General features: G+C 63.8%; 22 protein-coding genes and 1 riboswitch. Of the genes, 14 read left to right on the top strand and 8 right to left on the bottom strand.

All coding sequences use genetic code 11. The features are described from left to right. The first annotated feature begins 8 nt into the window (after positions 1-8). The 5 genes from R2N16_RS12400 to R2N16_RS12380 all read left to right on the top strand — a co-directional run bounded on the left by R2N16_RS12400 (position 9) and on the right by R2N16_RS12380 (position 4,080). Positions 9-1,154 carry an FAD-dependent oxidoreductase gene (locus tag R2N16_RS12400; RefSeq protein WP_316665995.1) on the top strand — a complete coding sequence of 382 codons (1,146 nt, stop codon included), beginning with the start codon at positions 9-11 and terminating at the stop codon, positions 1,152-1,154. After that, a complete protein-coding gene (gene thiS / locus R2N16_RS12395; protein ID WP_316665994.1) occupies positions 1,151-1,366 on the top strand; it encodes a sulfur carrier protein ThiS in 216 nt (71 codons plus the stop codon). Before R2N16_RS12400 ends, thiS begins: the two co-directional genes overlap by 4 nt. Before the next feature lie 9 nt (positions 1,367-1,375). Continuing rightward, complete coding sequence (locus R2N16_RS12390) at positions 1,376-2,212, top strand: thiazole synthase (RefSeq protein ID WP_316665993.1); 837 nt, start codon at positions 1,376-1,378, stop codon at positions 2,210-2,212. 99 nt (positions 2,213-2,311) lie between these two features. Continuing rightward, the gene (locus tag R2N16_RS12385) at positions 2,312-3,466 is read left to right on the top strand and encodes a thiamine phosphate synthase (protein ID WP_316665992.1); all 1,155 of its coding nucleotides are present in this window, start codon (positions 2,312-2,314) and stop codon (positions 3,464-3,466) included. A 134-nt stretch (positions 3,467-3,600) separates the two neighbouring features. Further along, positions 3,601-4,080, top strand: a complete 480-nt coding sequence (locus R2N16_RS12380) for a VOC family protein (protein ID WP_316665991.1) — start codon at positions 3,601-3,603, stop codon at positions 4,078-4,080. A gap of 72 nt (positions 4,081-4,152) precedes the next feature. Here the strand turns inward: R2N16_RS12380 and R2N16_RS12375 are convergent, their stop codons facing one another. From R2N16_RS12375 to R2N16_RS12350, 6 genes are all read right to left on the bottom strand, one after another. Continuing rightward, positions 4,153-4,512, bottom strand: a complete 360-nt coding sequence (locus tag R2N16_RS12375) for a DUF4369 domain-containing protein (RefSeq protein ID WP_316665990.1) — start codon at positions 4,510-4,512, stop codon at positions 4,153-4,155. A 13-nt stretch (positions 4,513-4,525) separates the two neighbouring features. After that, complete coding sequence (thiD, locus tag R2N16_RS12370; protein ID WP_316665989.1) at positions 4,526-5,437, bottom strand: bifunctional hydroxymethylpyrimidine kinase/phosphomethylpyrimidine kinase; 912 nt, start codon at positions 5,435-5,437, stop codon at positions 4,526-4,528. A gap of 375 nt (positions 5,438-5,812) precedes the next feature. Then, positions 5,813-6,508, bottom strand: a complete 696-nt coding sequence (locus tag R2N16_RS12365) for a hypothetical protein (RefSeq protein ID WP_316665988.1) — start codon at positions 6,506-6,508, stop codon at positions 5,813-5,815. A 78-nt stretch (positions 6,509-6,586) separates the two neighbouring features. Further along, the gene (locus R2N16_RS12360; protein ID WP_316665987.1) at positions 6,587-7,993 is read right to left on the bottom strand and encodes an alkaline phosphatase; all 1,407 of its coding nucleotides are present in this window, start codon (positions 7,991-7,993) and stop codon (positions 6,587-6,589) included. Positions 7,994-8,010: 17 nt separating this feature from the next. Continuing rightward, positions 8,011-9,471, bottom strand: coding sequence for an alkaline phosphatase (locus R2N16_RS12355; protein ID WP_316665986.1), 1,461 nt, complete (start codon positions 9,469-9,471; stop codon positions 8,011-8,013). A gap of 210 nt (positions 9,472-9,681) precedes the next feature. Continuing rightward, entirely contained in the window at positions 9,682-9,966 is a 285-nt protein-coding gene (locus R2N16_RS12350; RefSeq protein ID WP_316665985.1) for a hypothetical protein, read from the bottom strand. A 523-nt stretch (positions 9,967-10,489) separates the two neighbouring features. Between R2N16_RS12350 and R2N16_RS12345 the strand changes: the two genes are divergently transcribed. The 9 genes from R2N16_RS12345 to R2N16_RS12310 all read left to right on the top strand — a co-directional run bounded on the left by R2N16_RS12345 (position 10,490) and on the right by R2N16_RS12310 (position 16,820). Further along, positions 10,490-11,119, top strand: a complete 630-nt coding sequence (locus R2N16_RS12345; protein WP_316665984.1) for a PAAR domain-containing protein — start codon at positions 10,490-10,492, stop codon at positions 11,117-11,119. Positions 11,120-11,351: 232 nt separating this feature from the next. After that, positions 11,352-11,681, top strand: a complete 330-nt coding sequence (locus tag R2N16_RS12340; RefSeq protein ID WP_316665983.1) for a hypothetical protein — start codon at positions 11,352-11,354, stop codon at positions 11,679-11,681. 1 nt (position 11,682) lies between these two features. Then, positions 11,683-12,204, top strand: coding sequence for a hypothetical protein (locus R2N16_RS12335; protein WP_316665982.1), 522 nt, complete (start codon positions 11,683-11,685; stop codon positions 12,202-12,204). Positions 12,205-12,534: 330 nt separating this feature from the next. Next, positions 12,535-12,774 carry a glycoside hydrolase family protein gene (locus tag R2N16_RS25510; RefSeq protein WP_428984123.1) on the top strand — a complete coding sequence of 80 codons (240 nt, stop codon included), beginning with the start codon at positions 12,535-12,537 and terminating at the stop codon, positions 12,772-12,774. Between the two features lie 73 nt (positions 12,775-12,847). Further along, positions 12,848-13,288, top strand: coding sequence for a hypothetical protein (locus R2N16_RS12330; protein ID WP_316665981.1), 441 nt, complete (start codon positions 12,848-12,850; stop codon positions 13,286-13,288). A 172-nt stretch (positions 13,289-13,460) separates the two neighbouring features. Then, a riboswitch (S-adenosyl-L-homocysteine riboswitch) is annotated at positions 13,461-13,542 on the top strand. Between the two features lie 107 nt (positions 13,543-13,649). Further along, on the top strand, positions 13,650-15,074 hold the full coding sequence (gene ahcY, locus R2N16_RS12325) for an adenosylhomocysteinase (protein WP_316665980.1): 1,425 nt from the start codon (positions 13,650-13,652) through the stop codon (positions 15,072-15,074). A 53-nt stretch (positions 15,075-15,127) separates the two neighbouring features. After that, entirely contained in the window at positions 15,128-15,472 is a 345-nt protein-coding gene (locus R2N16_RS12320) for a phage holin family protein (RefSeq protein WP_004628357.1), read from the top strand. 10 nt (positions 15,473-15,482) lie between these two features. Continuing rightward, positions 15,483-16,313 (top strand): methylenetetrahydrofolate reductase [NAD(P)H], encoded by an 831-nt coding sequence (gene metF, locus R2N16_RS12315; RefSeq protein WP_316665979.1) that lies wholly within the window; start codon positions 15,483-15,485, stop codon positions 16,311-16,313. A 27-nt stretch (positions 16,314-16,340) separates the two neighbouring features. Continuing rightward, complete coding sequence (locus tag R2N16_RS12310) at positions 16,341-16,820, top strand: TfoX/Sxy family protein (protein ID WP_316665978.1); 480 nt, start codon at positions 16,341-16,343, stop codon at positions 16,818-16,820. A gap of 4 nt (positions 16,821-16,824) precedes the next feature. On the opposite strand, the gene R2N16_RS12305 is transcribed toward R2N16_RS12310, so the two are convergent. Further along, positions 16,825-17,439 carry a pyridoxamine 5'-phosphate oxidase family protein gene (locus R2N16_RS12305; protein ID WP_316665977.1) on the bottom strand — a complete coding sequence of 205 codons (615 nt, stop codon included), beginning with the start codon at positions 17,437-17,439 and terminating at the stop codon, positions 16,825-16,827. A 17-nt stretch (positions 17,440-17,456) separates the two neighbouring features. Next, a complete protein-coding gene (locus R2N16_RS12300; RefSeq protein WP_316665976.1) occupies positions 17,457-18,062 on the bottom strand; it encodes a 5-formyltetrahydrofolate cyclo-ligase in 606 nt (201 codons plus the stop codon). Positions 18,063-18,084: the final 22 nt, after the last annotated feature.

Raw genomic sequence — 18,084 nt, 5'->3', positions numbered from 1 at the left:
CCGGTGCAATGCCAACCTCCACGCCTTTTGACGTAACGATCCTCGGTGGCGGCCTCGCTGGCCGCCTGTGTGCCTGGCAACTCGCGCAAACGGGGGTGCCCCCCGCGCGCATTGCCGTGGTGGAGCGCGGCGCGCGCGACGGCAGCGGTGCTGCTGCGTACGTGGCCGCGGCCATGCTGGCGCCCCTGGCCGAAGCCGCCGTGGCGGATCGTTTCGTCGTCGACCTGGGGTTGGCAAGCCTGGCGCTGTGGCGCGATTGGCTGCCCAAGCTGCGCACGCCGGTCTTCTTTCAGGAAGCCGGCACGCTGGTGGTGTGGCATGCGGCAGACCGCGGAGAGGCATCGCTGTTTGCCAGCCACGTGCGCAACGCCGCGCCGCCCGAGCGCGTGGCGGCCGACCTGCGCGCAGTCGACGCCGCAGGTATTGCCCAGCTCGAACCGCTTCTCGCGCAGCGCTTCACGCAAGGGCTGTATCTGGCGGGCGAAGGTCAGCTGGACCCGCGCGGCGTGTTGGATGCGCTGGCGACCGAACTCGAAGCGCTGGGCATGCAACTGCGCTGGAACACGGCAGTGGCCGATCCGAGCCCCGACGCGCTGGCCGCTGTGGGGCTGGGCGCGGGCCTCGTGCTCGATTGCCGTGGCCTGGGTGCCAAGCCGCAATGGCCGAGTTTGCGTGGCCTGCGCGGCGAGGTTGCGCGCATCCATGCGCCCGATGTGTCGCTCACGCGGCCGGTGCGTATGCTGCATCCGCGCTATCCGCTGTACATCGCCCCCAAACCGGGCAACGTCTACGTGATCGGCGCGACGGAAATCGAATCCGACGACATGTCGCCGGCCAGTGTCCGTTCCACGTTGGAATTGCTCTCCGCTGCATACGCTGTGCACCCCGCCTTTGGCGAGGCGCGCGTGCTCGAATTGAACACGCAGTGCCGCCCGACGTTGCCCGACCACCGCCCCGCGCTGCGCTGGGATGGCGCCGGCACGCTCGCAGTCAACGGCCTGTACCGGCACGGCTACATGATCGCGCCCGCCGTGACGCAGGCCGCCGTGGCGGCTGCGCGTGCGCTGCTGGACGGCAGTGCTATCGATGCAAACGGCAGCGAATGGCCCGAGCTGTTCGCCGGCGTTGCATCCCCCGAACCTGTTTTGTCATGACGCTGAACGTCACCCTCAACGACCTGTCGCTCGCGCTGCCCGCCGGCAGCACGCTGGCCGACGCCATTGGTGCGGCTGCGCCGCAACTGCAGATCGCGCCGCCGTTTGCCGCATCCGTGAATGGCGATTTCGTGCCCAAGGCGCGCCACGCGCAGCACACGCTCAACGCGGGCGATCGGATTGCACTCGTGCAGCCTGTCGTGGGCGGCTAGGAGTTTTTGATGACCACTACGAATCTTTCCACTGCGGCCGATGCGCTGCGGCTCTACGACGAGACCTTCGCCTCGCGCCTGCTGCTGGGCACGGCGCGTTACCCGTCGCCGCAATCGCTGGAAGACGCGGTGCGCGTGTCCAACCCCGCCATGCTGACGGTCGCGCTGCGCCGCCAGAGCGCGGGCTCCCCGGAGGGCGGCGCCGGCTTCTGGAAGATGCTGCGCGCACTCGACGTGCCCGTGCTGCCCAATACCGCCGGGTGCTATTCCGCCGACGAGGCCTACACGCTCGCGCAGATGTCGCGCGAAGTGTTCGAGACCGACTGGATCAAGCTCGAAGTCATTGGCGACGACTACACGCTGCAGCCGGATACGCTGGCGTTGCCCGCAGCCGCCGAGCGCCTCATCCGCGATGGCTTCAAGGTGCTGCCGTACTGCACCGAAGACCTCGTGCTGTGCCGCCGCCTGCTCGACGTCGGCTGCCAGGCGCTGATGCCGTGGGCCGCGCCCATCGGCACCGGCCGCGGGCCCACCAACCCGTACGGCCTGCGCCTGCTGCGCGAGCGCCTGCCCAACGTGCCGCTGATCGTCGACGCGGGCCTGGGTGTGCCCTCGCACGCCACGCAGGTCATGGAGTGGGGCTACGACGCGGTGCTGCTGAATACCGCCGTCGCGCAGGCCGGTGATCCGGTCGCGATGGCGCAGGCGTTTGCGATGGCCACGCAGGCGGGTCGCCTCGCGCGCCTGTCGGGCCCAATGCCTGAGCGCGATGTCGCGCAAGCCAGCACGCCGGTTGTTGGCCTGCCTTTCTGGCACGCTGAAGAGAAGAGGACGTATGAGCAGTAAGCAGGGCCCCCGCGCAGCGGGGAGGCGCACGTCCGCGAATACGATCCACCACCGATGCCGATGCGGTTTGATGAACGATAACGAGACTGAGGTGGTCGCATGAGCCTGGCCGCCCTGCGTTTCTCCGCCACGTGGCCGGAAGCGGCCGCTCTCGCCGCACAGATCATCGATCGCCATGTAGAAGCCTTCGGCCGTGCGCCGCACGCCTGGAGCGTGACCGACCGCGCTGATGAAGCCACCACCGCCACCACCGTTCTGTTGACGTCCGATGCCGCGCAAGCTGACCGCGCGCGCGCGGCTGGCGCGGCCGTTGTGTTGGCCGCAACGGAAGGCGATCTGCGCATCGACACCGTACACGACCGGCTCGGCACCTACCGCTTCGCATCGACGGCCCACGGTGATGCCTTCGACGTGCGCTTTGCCGCCGTCTTCGGCGCGGCGCTAGCGCTGGCGTTCGAGCCGCGCGATGCGCTGTGCGTGGCCCGGGCGTGGATCGCCGAAGCCAATGCCGATGCGCTCGCCTGGCCCACTCGCTTCAACGCCCTGCCCCGCGTGCTCGAACCGGCGTTGCCGTGCCCGACCGCAACGGATCTCGCCTTTGCACCGTGCCCCACGCAACTCGGGGTCTACGCCGTGGTGCCGGATGCCGAATGGGTGGCGCGTCTTGTCGCGCTCAAGGTACCGACGGTGCAGTTGCGCTTCAAGTCGGACGACGCGCAAGCCGTGGTTGAACAAGTGCGCCGTGCAGAAGCTGCTGCACGCGGCAGTGCCACACGCCTGTTCATCAACGACCACTGGCAAGTCGCGCTGGACCTGCATGCACAGGTGCCCAACAGCGGCATCTACGGCATCCACCTCGGCCAGGAAGACATTGACGATGCTGACCTGGTGGCGATCCGCTCGGCCGGTTTGCGCCTTGGCATCAGCACGCACGGCTTTGCCGAGATGCTGCGCGTCGCACCGCTGAACCCGAGCTACCTCGCGCTCGGCGCCGTGTTTGCCACGCCCACGAAGTCCATGCCGACCGTGCCCCAGGGCCTGGGCCGGCTGTTCGCCTATGCGGCAGCCATGCGCACGCAGGTGCCGGCGCCGCCGCTGGTGGCCATCGGTGGCATCGATCTGGCAGCGATGCCGCGCGTGCTCGAATCCGGCGTGGGCTGTGTGGCCGTGGTGCGCGCCATCACCCAGGCGGCCGATGTGCCGGCCGCGGTCGACGCGCTGCAAGCCACGTTCGCGGCGCACGTGCGCGCGTAAGGATCGTCCGCTGCACGTCGCGCGGGCTTGCGCCGCGCACCCGCTCGCCCGCCTTTTCGCTGACCTATCCTGTTCGTGTGCCGCTGCGGTGAAAGTCGCGGCGGCACTTTCAATCACGCTGCAGGAGACAACACATGGCGGTCCAGCCCATCCCCGAGGGTTACCACAGCGTCACCCCGTACCTGAGCATCAAGGGCGCCGCACGCGCCATCGACTTCTACAAGCAGGCGTTTGGCGCCACCGAAATCATGCGCATGAACGGCCCCAACGGCACCATCGCGCACGCTGAAATCCGCATCGGTAATTCGCCCATCATGCTGGCCGATGAATTCCCCAACATGGCCTGCGCCAGCCCCGACACGCTGCAGAGCACGTCGGTCGGGATGATGATCTACGTGCCCAACGTCGATACCGTGTTTGCCAATGCCATCAAGGCCGGCGGCGCGGAAGTCCGCCCGGTGGTGGACCAGTTCTACGGCGACCGCTCCGGCACGCTCAAAGACCCGTTCGGCCACGTGTGGACCGTGTCCACGCATGTCGAAGACGTAGCGCCGGAAGAGATGGCCAGGCGTATGGAGAAGTGGACGAAGGAGCAGGTGGCGGCATCGGCCTGACATCGGGAGCAGACAAGAAAAAAGCGCGGACCGAGATCCGCGCTTTTTCATTTCTCTACCCGCACTGCACGCCTAGCGCGGCTGACACGTCACCTGCACGTTGTTCACGTCGCCATTGACCGTGCCGCTGCTATTGGTCACCACGCAGTTGGCCGATGCCGGCTGCGCGCTGATCGTCACCAGATAGGTGCCATTGAACGGCACCAGCCCGCCAAACACGAACGTGCCGTTGGCGGCCAGCGTGAGCGAATCGCGGCCGTTGTTGAGCAGCACGATCGACTGGCCGCCCGGCAGCCCCGTCAACGTGCCGCCAATCGAGAAGACGCTGCCGATGGGCGAGCCGATGCTGATGTAGCCATTGCAGGCACCAAGCAGCGCGCACAGGGCAGCCACCGGAAGGTAGCGAACCAGCATGATCGGCAGGCGTTTCATGGCAGCTCCCTGATCAGTCTTCCTCAACATCCACTTCGAGCGAACGCGGCGCCGCGAGCGGCCGCGGCGCAAAGCCGTGGTTCAGCGGACCGGTGCCGCGCCCGAGCGCCAGATGCCGGCCTGCGCCGATGGCATGTAGCAGGTAGTCGAGCGAGGCCTCGATGGCCACTTCCAGCGTATCGCCGCGCGCGAGGTGCGCGGCGATGGCTGCGGACAGCGTGCAGCCCGTGCCGTGCGTGTGCGGCGTGTCGATGTAGGTATGGGCGTAGACGCGCTCGATGCCGTCGGCGGTGACGAGCACGTCCTGCAGCACGCCGTCTTCGCCTGCAGATGCAGCGCCGGCCAGGTGCCCGCCCTTGAGCAGCACGGCGCGCGGGCCCAGCGCGAGTAGATCGCGCGCGGCGGGCAACATGTCGTCCGCCGTGCGCACCTCGCGGCCGAGCAGTGCGCTGGCTTCCGGCAGGTTTGGCGTGACGAGCAGCGCGCGAGGGAACAGCCATTTCGCCATGGCTTGCACCGTGGCGTCGCTGCCCAGCTGCGCGCCGCTGGTGCTGACCATGACCGGATCGACGACGAGGTTGGCGATGGGATGGCGGTCCAGCGCCGAGAGGATGGCTTCCACCACCTGCGGCGTCCCCAGCATGCCGGTCTTGGCCGCATCGATCCCGATGTCACTTGCCACGGCGTCGATCTGCGCGGCAACGATGTCGGGCGTGAGCGATTCCACCGCCGTCACGCCCAGCGTGTTCTGCGCGGTGATGGCCGTAATGGCCGACATGCCATAGCAGCCGAGCGCAGCAAACGTCTTCAGGTCGGCCTGGATGCCGGCGCCGCCGCCGCTGTCCGAACCGGCGATGGTGAGTACGCGCGGCACGTGCGAGGCAGGTGCGGCAAACGCAGCGAGGGTCGGGTCGGTGATCGTCATGTCGGTGCGAACGTTTGGGGGGTGTTCGCACTATAGCGCTACCGAAGCCGGATTGACGCGCGGGGCTCTGAAGCTGGAAGGCGAGGGTTTGTGGCGCAAGCGCGAGCCTCAGACCGTCGAACGCGACGGCTTTAGGCTCGAACGCCAGGCTCAAACAGTGGAACGTGACGGTTTTAGGCTCAAGCGCCAGGCTCAAACAGTGGAACGCGACAGTTTTAGGCTCGAACGCCAGGCTTAAACAGTGGAGCCCGACGGTTTTAGGCTCGAACGCCAGGCTTAAACAGTGGAGCCCGACAGTTTTAGGCTCAAGCGCGAGGCCCAAACAGTGGAACGCGACGGTTTCAGCCTTGCGCTCCGGCTGCGGGCGTGGCGGCGTCAGTCCATCAGGTCGGTGTAGTCGGCGGCGGCGTAGCGTTGGGCGCGTTCCCAGGGTGCGGCGGCCGGCGCGGGCAGCGTCGTCACGCGCGTGAGCTTGCGCTGCGAGCCGCTGGCGTTGCGCGATTCAACGCGGCGCGGGTATTGGCCGGCCACGTCCCATTCCACCGTGACGGTGCGCTCGCCCTGCGCAGCGCGGTAGGTTTGCACGCCGTTGCGCACCGGGCCGTCGGCGCGCATGCCCTTGAGTGCGGCCGGGTCGAGCAGGTGATAGGCCGTTGCCCACGAGCCGTCGAAGCCGATGTTGGAATATTCGGCCGGTTCCACGGCGTAGTTTTTCTGCTGCGATTCGCTGACGACGCGCACGGTCAGCGCGCCCTTCGCGTCGCGTTCGATCCAGCGCGGGGCGGTGTCGGTGTCGGCGTGTTTGTGGCCGGCGTGGGCGTTGGCGTGGTCATGCTCGGCGTGGGCCGATGCGGGCGGCAGTTCGCGCGCGATCCAGATGCGGTCGCCCTGGCGATAGACGCGTTCGGCAAAGCGGACGTCACGCTGGACGCCGTCGGTGCCGAGCGACGACATCTGGTGTTCGACACGCAGCGCCGTCAGCGCGGGTGCGGCAGTCGGGCCGGCGGCCAGTGCCGTGGCAGCGAACGCGCTGAACGCGAAGGCGAGCAAAGTTCGGGCAGATTGGGTCATGCGAAATCGATGCGGCAGAAAAACAAAAAAAAGCGCATGCCGATCACTTCGGCATGCGCGTGAATGGAAACGCAGGAATCAGAGGCCCATGGCCGTCTTGACCACGCCGAACACTTTCGTGTTGTCCAGCGTGCCCTTCAGCGGTGCGCTGCCCGGACCAGAGGAGAACAGCATCACATCCCCGCCGCCGTGCGTTTCCGAACCAGGCGTGCCGAGCTGCACCCCCACTTCCTGCAGATAATCGTCTGCTGCCGTGTCGACCGCGGCCAGGTTGTCGCGCGTGGCCTTGCGCGGCGTGCCGCCGTTGCCGAACACCAGCGTGGTGTACGGCTGGCCGTCGGCGGCCAGTTGCGGCTGTTTGGTCTTGATGTCGGTCGACAGGCCCAGGATCGGGTTGCCCTTGTGCGGGTAGCCGTTGATCGTCATGGTGTGGTCGTGGTCGGCCGTGACGACGATGAGCGTGTTCGACAGATCCACCGTGCCCAGCGCGCGCTTGATGGCTTCGTCAAACGCGCCTGCGTCTTCCAGTGCGCGCTTGGCATTGGTGCCGTGCAACGCATGGTCGATGCGGCCGCCTTCCACCATCAGGAAGTAGCCCTTGCCGTTTTTCTGCAGCACGCGGATGGCCTTCTCGGTCATGTCGGCCAGGCTGGGCTCGTCCACATTGTTCTTCTTGCGGTCCAGCTCGTAGTTCATGTGGTCCAGGTTGAACAAGCCGAGCAGCTTGTTCGTCGTGGCCGGGTTGACGGCGGTGAGCTGCGTGCTGGTGGTCACGTAGCTGTAACCGGCGGCCTGGAATTGGGCGGTCAGGTCGGTCGTGTCGGTGCGCTTGCTGCCCGTCGTGCCTTGCGGCAGGTAGTGACGGCGCCCGCCACCCAGCAGCACGTCCAGACCATCCTTGAGCGCAGCGTTGTACAGCGCGTTGCCCGGCGCGCCTTGCGCGGCGATCTGGTTCTCGCCGTCGCGGTGGCAGATGTGCGAATACGTGGCGGCCGGCGTGGCATGCGTCACGCGCGTGGTCGTGACCGCGCCCACCGACTTGCCGGCAGCCTTGGCCAGCTCAAGCAGCGTAACGGCCGGCGTGCCGTTGCCTGCCGGGCACGTGGAGTCGGAACCGCTCACGTAGCCCTTGCCCGTGGCGTCGCTGGCCTTGGTGTCGGCCGACATGGAGATGACCTCGTTGTTCATCTTCACGCCGGTCATGTACGCCGACATCGACGGGGCGCTGTCGGTGGTCTGCGCATCGTTGGAATACGTCTTGATGCGCGCCGTGCGCTTGAGCGATTCCATCGTCAGGCGGCCGGCTTCACCCACCTTGTAGATGCGCGTGGCGGTGACGGTGGTCGGGCCCATGCCGTCGCCCAGGAAGAAGATCACGTTCTTGGCTTCACCGGCGGCGTGCGCTTGGGCACAGGCACCTGCTGCCAGCGCCAGCAGGCTGGCCTGAATGACACGATTCGGGATACGGTTCGATTGCTTGTTCATGATGTGCCCTCTCCCTCTTACAGACCCACGGCCTGTTTGATGAGGCCGAAGACCTCGGTGTTGTCCATCGTGCCGGTAAAGCGCTCGGCGCCCAGGCCGCGTGCGCCGATGAAGACGTCGGTGCCGCCGTGCGTTTCGCCGCCCGGCGCGACCGGGATGACAGCTTCCTGGTGGTAGGTCTTGTCGTACACGGCAGCATCGGTCAGTGCGCCGCGCGTGGCCGGGCGGTTCTCGCCGGTGCCGAAGCCGATGATGGTGAACGGGTTGCCGCCCGTGTCGGTGGCGTTGGCGCCTGTCACGTAGTTCTTCAGCAGGCCCAGCACGCCGGGGTTGCTGTCGCTGGTCGGGCCCGTGCGCTTGGCGTAGCCGTTGAGCACCAGCGTGTGGTCGTGGTCAGCCGTGACGACGATCAGCGTGTTCTTCAGGCCCGGATCGATCGTGTTCAGCTTGTCGATCGCGCCGCGGATGGCTGAGTCGAACGCCACGGTGTCCTGCAGTGCCTTGCGGGCGGTGGTCTCGTGCAGCGCATGGTCGATGCGGCCGCCTTCCACCATCAGGAAGAAGCCCTTCTTCTTGGCGGCGAGCACGTCGATGGCCTTGTTGGTCATCTCACCCAGGCTCGGTTCCTTGCTCGGATCGCGGTCCAGGTCGTACGACATGTGGCTGCTGGTGAACAGGCCCACGACCTTGCCGTCGGTGGCTTGCAGCGTGTCGAACTCGGCCTTGTTGCTGGCGTAGCGATAGCCGCCGGCCTTGAGTTCAGCGATCAGGTCGCGGCCGTCGGTGCGGGCGCCGCCCGCGGTGCTCGGCTGGAAGTGCTTGCGCCCGCCGCCGAAGACGACGTCCACGCCGTCGCCCAGCGCGGTGTTGAAGCCCTTGCCTGCCGGCGTGAGCTGCGCGGCGATGGTGTTCTCGCCGTCGCGGTGGCAGATGTGCGAGTAGGTTGCAGCCGGCGTGGCGTGCGTGATGCGCGTGGTGGTGACCACGCCCGTGCCGTAGCCCGCGGCCTTCATCAGTTCGAGCAGCGTCGTGACGGGCTTGCCGTTGCCGCTCGGGCAGGTGCTGTCGGCGCCCGACAGATAGTCTTTGCCGCCCGCGTCATAGGCCATCGTGTCGGCCGACATGGAGATGACCTCGTTGTTCATCTTCACGCCGGTCATGTACGCCGACATCGACGGCGCCGAGTCGGTCACCTGCGCGTTGTTCGAGAACGTGCGCACGAAGCCGGTTTCCGGCAGCGTGTCCATGGTCAGCTCGCCGTCTTCGCCCACCTTGTAGATGCGTGCGGCGGTCATGGTGGTCAGGCCCATGCCGTCGCCCAGGAAGAACACGACGTTCTTGGTCGGGGTGGTGGCAGGCGTGCCGGCGTCCGGCGCGGCAGTGCCGGCGTTGCTGGACGTGCCGTCGCTGCCGCACGCAGCCATGGCCAGTGCAGCGGCCGCGGCGGCGGCGTACTTCGTGAGTTTATGGTTGTGCATCGTTGGCTCCCTGAACGATGCCCGGCACTTTGGTGGCCGCGTGTTGCAGGTCCGTGATGCGGCTGCGCCACTTGCTAACCCGATCGCAAGGTTCGAATGTGACAACGCCTTGACACCGCCGCGTGTGGGCCGGTACGCGCGAGACGATGGGGGGCCTCGTTGATTGCCTTGCCTATCTCCGGCCCGCCCCGGAGATACGTCTTGCTGTTGTTATGCGGCGGAAACCCGCCGCCGCTCGATGGCGGCCAACACCTCCCACGTGCGCGGGTCCACGTCGCTCCCCCCGAGCGACATCGACACGAACGCATCGATGGCATCGACAAAGCCCTTCACGAATGCCGGCGGATACGCGTGTTCCGAGAAGTAGGTGAGCTGCTCGCGCAGCACGCCCAGCCGGCATTGGCCGTGGGTACGCATGTCGGTGCGCGTGCGGCACAGAAACGCGCGCGCCGAGACTGCGCCGTCGAGGTAGAGGCGGTTCTTGGTCAACGACATGCGGCACCCCCCGATTGCGTGGGAAGCCAAGGGTGCCATGGGGGCGGGGAAGGGTAAGACGCGGGGCGATGCCCGCTGAGTGCGGTAGCCATGTGGCCTCCGGGGATAGGTAGAGGGAGGCTCGCCGCTCGCTGCGAAACGAGGGTGGCGGGCCTGACGACAGGGTTCGCAGACCGGCCTCCTATCCCAGCATTGCCGGCAGACCCGAAGGTCTCCCTGCCCGGCCCGCCATGAAAAGCATAGGCGTGCGCAAGCACCGGACATGAAAACGCCGCGCGAAAGGCGGCTGTCCGTCTGGGAAAAAAGAGGAGGAGATGGGCTGCGAAACCCGGTCACCGTTGAGGCGGTGACGGTGGGGATTATAGCGACGGGATCAACGTGCTCAGTTGTCATATTTCGCCAACTCCGCGAAATCAGCCGATTTGCCCAAGACAATTCATAGAAGCCACCGGCATCGCAAGAGTCGATGCATGTATAGGGGCGAATGACAAATCGAAACGGAGAAATGCGTTATGTGGAACGAATGGAGACCGTGCTGCACGGTGGAGGTCGAACCATGATGCGAAGAATTGCTGTTGTTGGTGACACGCTTCTGAATGGCGGAACGGTCCTGTCCTATGCGGGGCCTGCCTGCACCTTTGGAAATGCTGGTCACCAAGTCGCCCTGATTGGCGGCCAAGCCTACTGCGAGGTGTGCAAGAGCGTCGGCATCATTACCAAGGCGGGTGGCCCCCGCCGGATGAATTTCATGGGCGAAGTTGCTTTGGATGGTGACGAAGTGCTGTGCAAATGCCTGCATCCAAAGCGCATCGTTGCAGTGCTTGCAGGCGAAGCTTGGTATGAGGACATGGGCGGTGCGAGAGGTACGCACTATCAGTCAGGTGCTGATTTTGCCAATGCAGCACAGGCCAACTCACTTGGGCACTACGACCTGTTCTTTCATGCAAAGCACGAGCAGACAGGAAAAGACCTCTGCCACGTGGGTTACAGAATCACTCTTGAAGACGGCAGGCAATTTGTGGGCGTGACTGATGAGAATGGTTACACGTTGAACGTTGCCGCTGACAGAGCGCTTAACGCAAAAATCGAGATTCCATACTATGACAACAGCCCAACTGACACCTCAAGCGAATCAGAGCCCTGCGCTTGTTAGTGGAGGCAACGAATTAAGCGGTGCGCAATGGGTTGCTAGGTTTCCTGGAAGCGATAACACGTCAGCGCTGACGCCCGAATTCCGCCAATCAGTAGATCGCTTCATTGAGGCCATGCGAAATGCTGGCGCCACTATCAGGGTCTCGGCGACATATCGTCCGCCACAGCGCGCGTACTTGATGCATTGGTCATGGAAAATTGCCCATGGGACGCCTCCGTCGTCGGTCCCTCCAATGGATGGCGTTAACATCGAATGGGTGCATTCAACGCTGGAGGCGTCTGTGAGAGCCGCTCGGAATATGGTCAATGCATATGGTATGCAGCACCTTCAAATCCCTCCGGCCTTGGCAACTCGGCATACTCAACGCAAAGCCATTGATATGTCGATTTCGTGGACAGGCACATTGCTTATAGAAGATGCTTCAGGTGAAACCGTTACGATTGCCACAACCCCGAAAGACGGTATGAACGCCAAACTCAAGGAGGTAGGTCGCAGCTACAGCGTAATCAAATTCGTTGGCGGTGCAACCGACAAACCTCATTGGTCAACAGACGGACACTGACATGCACCGATTTCTGTTCCTTACGTTGCTTCTTATCAGTGCGGCGTGCTCTGCGACGCCTCCAACCTCCACCCATGTGGGGTATTTCTCTAACCAGAAGACTACAGCTACTACTGGTGACCCCCACAGCGAGGGCTATGCCGTCGACCTTTATCGAGAGGGATCGCACGTATTCGGCAAGTTCTACGTCTCAACCGGTATCGAGGCACCCAGTGGCCCTATCTACAACGCTAAGATCGATCTGTCGGCTCACACCGTTACCTTTGGTGCCAAGCTTTCGACTGGCTTCGAATTCACCCGAGATTCAGGCCCGCAAGGGCGGCCGGCTCGGGATGTGTTCGAGTTCCACGGGAAAATTTCACGCAGCACTTTAGAAGGCCGTCTCATCCACAAAAGTGGTTACGACCCAACAAGCGATATCCGGTCTGAGCACGTATTGCTGCGACGAGTCAACATCAATATGCCTTCTGTAGACTATGCCGAATGGTTAAAAGAGTCGGCAAACGCACCGGTTGATTGGTGAATCTGAGCCTCCCCAGATTTGCCGCAAGGCAGTGGCAGAACGAGCACCTATACGGGGCAACAGGGTCGCAGAACCGGTAGCCGCTTCCCAGCCCAAATCCGCAACAATCGCTATGCGGCGCAAACGTGCAGGCGTTCGATAGCGGCCAACACTTCCCACGTGCGCGGATTCGTCGCTCCCCTCGAGTGACATCGACAGGTACGCATTTGATGGCATTGATAAAGCCCTTCAAGAATGCCGATGGATACGCATGTTCCGAAAAGTAGATGAGCTGCTCGCGCTACCTCGCTCTTTGGCTCAGATGCGTTGAAGTATGAGAAAAATATTCGTATGGCTATTCGCGTCCCGCTATACCAACGAGAGTTTGATGCTCTGTGCTCATTGGCTTTCAACGTAGGAGACATTGCGAGGATTGCTCCCGGGCTCTGTCGAAAGATCAATTCAGGAGCCTACTCGGATGCAGCAAAAGAGTTCTTGGATATTACAAATGGCGGAATTTCCGGTCTTGTGAAGAGGCGGAGACAGGAACACGGCATGTATTTGAGTGGGAACTATGACTCTACACACTAGACTCAAGTGCATCTCGACAGCCATCGCAATCGTCGCGTTTTCATTGCTGTCTGCCATGGCGCATGCGAGCTGTGTGAGCGTGCTTGCCAGCGAACCCGATTATCAGGCTGCAACCGCACTCGCCTTCCCGTCGCCGGCAGCAGAAAACGAATTTCGCAGAGCACTGAGCGAACAAGCCGGTCTCAATCTGGAGGAGGCGAGAATTTTTTTTGACTGCCTCAAGATTGCTGCAATGCATGATGATGGAGACACGCTCAGCCAGCTCATCCGATACCCCTTACGTACCCATCTCTCCAAGAGAGAAATCATCATCCGTACTCCAGCGGCGTTCAAGAAGACCTACCCCATGATCTTCGATGCCAAAGTGAAGCACGCCATCGAAACGCAGCGATTCGAAGATCTGTTTGTCAGCTATCGAGGTTTGATGGTGGGGAGCGGTCAAGTTTGGATCAGCGGCATCGTCGATCCAACCTCTGGCAAGACGACCATCAAGATTATTGCCATCAACAATTAGCAGTCCATCTAGTCCGGCAGGTGCGGTCCCCAGCAGGGCGATTACGTGAAGGGATCGCCTTGCTTGACACCACGCCGTGTCGGGCCAGGCCTGTGATCGTGCGCGCACGTGCATGCGGAAAAAGCTCAATTGAACTGGTGGAAGTGCCACCCAAATCCGCTACAATCCAGCCCATTCCGAGGAGCGTTGCAACGGACCCCATCGTCTTGACGGGTGGCCGCCAGGCTCGGAAGTTCAAACGGCGCTCGCAGTATCGTGGCTGACACGATGGCGAGAACGCATCTATCCGGGGCCCCAGCATGGGCCCCGTCTCAGTGGTCCTCTCACCGCGTGCGGTCACCCTCTTTTCCGGAGTGATCCAATGAACGCTGTCACCGATCTGAAACACGATTACCTCGTCGCCGACATCAAGCTGGCCGACTGGGGCCGCAAGGAAATCGCCATTGCCGAGACGGAAATGCCCGGCTTGATGGCGATTCGCGACGAATTTGCTGCCAGCCAGCCGCTCAAGGGCGCGCGCATCGCCGGCTCGCTGCACATGACCATCCAGACCGCCGTGCTGATCGAGACGCTCAAGGCGCTCGGCGCCGACGTGCGCTGGGCCTCGTGCAACATCTTCTCGACGCAGGACCACGCCGCCGCGGCCATCGCCGCATCGGGCACGCCGGTGTTTGCGTTCAAGGGCGAGTCGCTCAAGGAATACTGGGACTTCACCCACCGCATCTTCGAATGGGCCGGCGGCGGCACACCGAACATGATCCTGGACGACGGTGGCGACGCAACGCTGCTGCTGCACCTGGGCGCACGCGCTGAGACAGACGCTTCCGTCATTGCCAAGCCGACCAGCGAAGAAGAGACCTTCCTGTTCGCGGCCATCAAGGAAAAGCTCGCGAAGGACGCGACCTTCTACAGCCGCAACCTCGACGCCATCAAGGGTGTGACCGAAGAAACCACCACGGGCGTGCATCGGCTGTACCAGATGGCCCAACGTGGCGAACTGCGCTTCCCGGCCATCAACGTGAACGACTCGGTCACCAAGAGCAAGTTCGACAACCTGTACGGTTGCCGTGAATCGCTGGTCGACGGCATCAAGCGCGCGACCGACGTGATGATCGCGGGCAAGGTGGCGATCGTGGCCGGCTACGGCGACGTGGGCAAGGGCTCGGCCCAGGCGCTGCGTGCGCTGTCGGCCCAGGTGTGGGTGACGGAAATCGACCCGATCTGCGCGCTGCAGGCCGCCATGGAAGGCTATCGCGTGGTGACGATGGACTACGCCGCCGAGCATGGCGACATCTTCGTCACCTGCACGGGCAACTACCACGTCATCACGCATGACCACATGGCCAAGATGAAGGACCAGGCCATCGTCTGCAACATCGGCCACTTCGACAACGAGATCGATATCGCGTCCGTTGAGAAGTACCAGTGGGAAGAGATCAAGCCGCAGGTCGATCACGTGATCTTCCCCGACGGCAAGAAGATCATCATCCTGGCCAAGGGCCGCCTGGTGAACCTCGGCTGCGCCACGGGCCACCCGTCGTACGTGATGAGCAGCTCGTTCGCCAACCAGACCATCGCGCAGATCGAGCTGTGGACGGAAGCGCAAAAGGGCTCGAACAAGTACCCGGTGGGCGTCTACACGCTGCCCAAGCATCTGGACGAGAAGGTCGCGCGCCTGCAACTCAAGAAGCTGAATGCGCAGCTGACCGAGCTGACCGACCAGCAAGCTGCATACATTGGCGTGAAGAAGGAAGGCCCGTACAAGGCTGACCACTACCGCTACTAAGCCGTACCCGCCGGCGGCATTCCCAGCCGCCGGCACTCAACCGAGGACTCCCCATGAGACTGCTCGCTGTCTGGGTCATCAACGCGCTGGCGTTGCTTCTTGTCGCCTATCTGCTCAAAGGCATCCACGTCAACGGCTTCGGCTCTGCGCTGATCGCGGCGCTCGTGCTGGGTCTCGTCAACACGCTGATCCGTCCGATCCTGGTGATCCTCACCCTGCCGGTGACGCTGCTCACGCTCGGGCTGTTCATCTTCATCATCAACGCGCTGCTGTTCCTGTTTGTCGGCAACCTGCTGGCAGGCTTTCAGGTGGCAAGTTTTGGCGCGGCGCTGTTGGGTTCCATCCTGTACAGCGTGATCTCGTGGCTGCTCTCGAGCCTGTTGTTGCGCGAGGCTTAAGGTTTCTGTGATGCAAGACCGTCAATTCAGTTTCGAATTCTTCCCGCCCAAGACGGCGGAAGGCGCCGAGAAGCTGCGCAATACGCGCGCGCAACTCTCGCCGCTCAAGCCGCGCTTCATCTCCGTGACGTTCGGCGCGGGCGGCACCACGCAACAGGGCACGCTCGACGCCGTGGTGGAAATTCAGCGCGAAGGCATCGAGGCGGCGCCGCACCTGTCGTGTGTCGGTTCGTCGCGCGAGAGCATTCGCGGCATCCTCAATACGTATCGCGAACACGGCATCCGCCGCATCGTGGCCCTGCGCGGCGACATGCCCTCGGGCATGGGCGAGATCGGTGAATTCCGCTTCGCCAACGAGCTGGTCGAGTTCATCCGTCAGGAAACCGGCAAGGCTTTCCACATCGAAGTGGCGGCGTATCCGGAATACCACCCGCAGTCGCGCTCGGCGCGGCACGATCTGGAGAACTTCGCCCGCAAGGTGAAGGCGGGTGCGGACTCCGCCATCACGCAGTACTTCTTCAACGCCGACGCGTATTTCCAGTTCGTTGACGACGCACGCAAGCTCGGCGTGGACGTTCCCATCGTGCCCGGCATCATGCCGATCACGAATTCGTCGCAGCTCATGCGCTTTTCCGAGATGTGCGGTGCGGAAGTGCCGCGCTGGATCGCCAAGCGCCTCGAGGGCTTCGGCGACGACCGTGAATCGATCCGCGCCTTCGGCCTGGACGTGGTGACAGCCATGTGCGACCGCCTGCTGCAAGGCGGCGCGCCGGGCCTGCACTTCTACACGCTCAACGCTGCCGGTTCCACGCGCGCCATCTGGCAGCGTCTGGGCCTGTAAAAAAGGCGCTAAGCAAGGGAGATCGTCATGGCAGCCGCACCCGATCCGCTGATCGCCTGGTTGCTTGACGAGCTTCGGCCGCTTGCCGCGCAAATCGGCGAGATCCGTGCCCGCCGGATGTTCAGCGGTGCGGCGCTGTACTACGACGACATCGTCTTTGCACTGGTGCTGCGCGGCACGTCTTACCTGCGCGTGGACGACCTCACGCGTGAACGTTTTCTCGCTGAAAAATGCACGCCGTTCAGTTACGAGCGCAACGGCCGCACCATTAGCATGACGGGCTATCTGAGCACGCCGGCAGAAGCGCTCGACGGTGGGCAGCCGTTGCGAGACTGGGCACGGCTGGGGATTGAAGCGGCGCTGCGGGATGCCAATGCAAAGGTGGCCAAGCCCAAACGTGCCGCGGCAAAGTCAGCCAAGACACCCAAGACAACGGCGACCCAAAAGGTCGCCGCCAATAAAGCACCCGCCAAGAAGGCCGCCGCAAAAAAAGCGACCAAGCGCTGAACGCTCAGTACAGCGTGGTCTTCAGCCGCTCCGGCAATTCGCGATCGTAGGCGTCGCCATCGAATGCGCCACCGCTGATGTGCTGCAGGATCTTGCCGGCGGTGGGCAGGGCCGGCTTGGTTTCCTGCGCGCCGCGCTCCCACAGCTTTGAACGCACCAGCGCCTTCGAACAGTGGAAGTACACCGTCTGCACCTGCACAAGGATCACGCAGCGCGGCAGCTTGTCCTGCACCGCAAATGACGCGAGCAATGCCGGGTCAGCCGAGAGGGTGGCCGTGCCGTTCACGCGTAACGTTTCACCCGCCCCCGGCACGATAAAGAGCACCGACACGCGCCCGTCTTCAACGATGTTGCGCAGGTTGTCGATGCGGTTGTTGCCGGGCCGATCGGGGATCGCCAGCGTGCGTTCATCAAGAATGCGCACGAAGCCCGGCGCGTCGCCCTTGGGCGAGGCATCTGTGCCTTGCGCGCCCACCGACGAAAGCACGATGAACGGCGACGCCTCCACGAACGCGCGGTAGTCGGCGTTCAGATGGTCGATCTCCTTGAGCAGCGAGCGCGGGTTCGGGGTGCCGTACACGGCCTCAAGGTCGGCAACGGTTTTCAGCGTGTAGGACATAGGCTTCCTGTGACGGATTAAAACGCGCCGCGCTCGGTGACGATGCAGTCGAGCGCGATGTCGTGCGATTGCGGTGCGATGGATTCCACGCGGTTCACTTCATACGCCACGCCAATGGTGCGTGGGCGGTGTCCGGCGGCATGCAGCGCAGCCAGCGTGCGATCGTAGAAGCCGCCGCCGTAGCCGATGCGATAGTGCTGCGCGTCAAAGCCCACGCAAGGGATCAGCAAGGCATCGGGCGTTTCCATCTCGCCCGAGCGGGGGATGGGGATGTTGTACGCGCCAGGCGTCATTTCACAATTGGGCGTCCATCGCCGAAACTGGAGGGGTGAACATTTGTCAGTCACTACGGGCAGCAGTGCATGGCGCGTGGCGTCGGCCGCCAACCAGTGGTCCAGCACGGTCAACGCATCGAACTCTCCCTGCGTTGGCCAGTAGGCGGCCAGGCGTTTGACGGGCAGTGCGTTCAGCAACTCCGCCAGGTGGTGCGCCAGCGTGGCATCGTGTGCAAGGCGATCGGGCAGCGCGGCGCGTGCATCGAGCAACATGGTGCGCAGCGTGCGGCGCGATTCGATTGGCGTGGTGGGATTGGCCGGATCGTGCGGGTTCCCTAAGGCTGGCATGGGATAATTCGGCGGACCTAAC

Origin of the sequence: Ralstonia psammae, from assembly GCF_958405935.1 — a bacterium.
Lineage (GTDB): Bacteria > Pseudomonadota > Gammaproteobacteria > Burkholderiales > Burkholderiaceae > Ralstonia > Ralstonia psammae.
Note: the sequence above shows the minus strand (reverse complement) of the source record. Positions and strands in the feature narration are given on the sequence as shown.